Origin of the sequence: Archangium violaceum Cb vi76, assembly GCF_000733295.1 — a bacterium.
GTDB classification, from domain to species: domain Bacteria; phylum Myxococcota; class Myxococcia; order Myxococcales; family Myxococcaceae; genus Archangium; species Archangium violaceum.
Genome location: NZ_JPMI01000342.1, coordinates 1 through 516 on the forward strand (window position 1 = coordinate 1; position 516 = coordinate 516).

Here is a 516-nt window from a genome sequence, read left to right on the forward strand (position 1 = left end):
CCTGCGGCCCGCCGGGGATGGCAGCGAGATGTGGGAGTTTAGGGGCTCCTGCTCGGGAGGGGGGCGACGGTGAAATCAAAAAGGGTCTGATCACCCGACGCGGGGATTCAGCCAGTTCCACATCTCCTTATCGAGATAACCCTGGTATCCATTCGGGTTTGGGGGAATCCGACAGACGAAGAGACGATCGTCATCATCGATGAGCTTCATGAGCTGCGCATTCCACCAGTCCGGCGTCGCCACGGTTTCGACGAACCACTGGGATCTCAGCGGACGTGCCCACGCAATGGAGTTCTTCTCGATGAAGTCCTTCACGCCTTCGTATGCCTGCGGTCGCTCGTTCCTGTTCAGGTCGTAGCTAATCATCAACACCATTGAAATACCTCGTTACTTAGAGGGGAGATTCGTGAGAGGGAGATAGGCGCCCCATAGGAGTCCCACGGAGCACAGACTGAGCCAGATGGTGCTCCCGAGGCCCGGCATCACGACCGTTCTGGCTCTTCAGGTTGCTGACTG

Annotated in this window: 1 protein-coding gene; it reads right to left on the bottom strand. The window is 57.9% G+C overall.

Annotated elements, in window-relative coordinates; all coding sequences use genetic code 11:
* Window positions 1-90: 90 nt before the first annotated feature.
* Window positions 91-375 (bottom strand): hypothetical protein, encoded by a 285-nt coding sequence (locus Q664_RS44510; protein ID WP_043411215.1) that lies wholly within the window; start codon window positions 373-375, stop codon window positions 91-93.
* Between the last annotated feature and the right edge of the window lie 141 nt (window positions 376-516).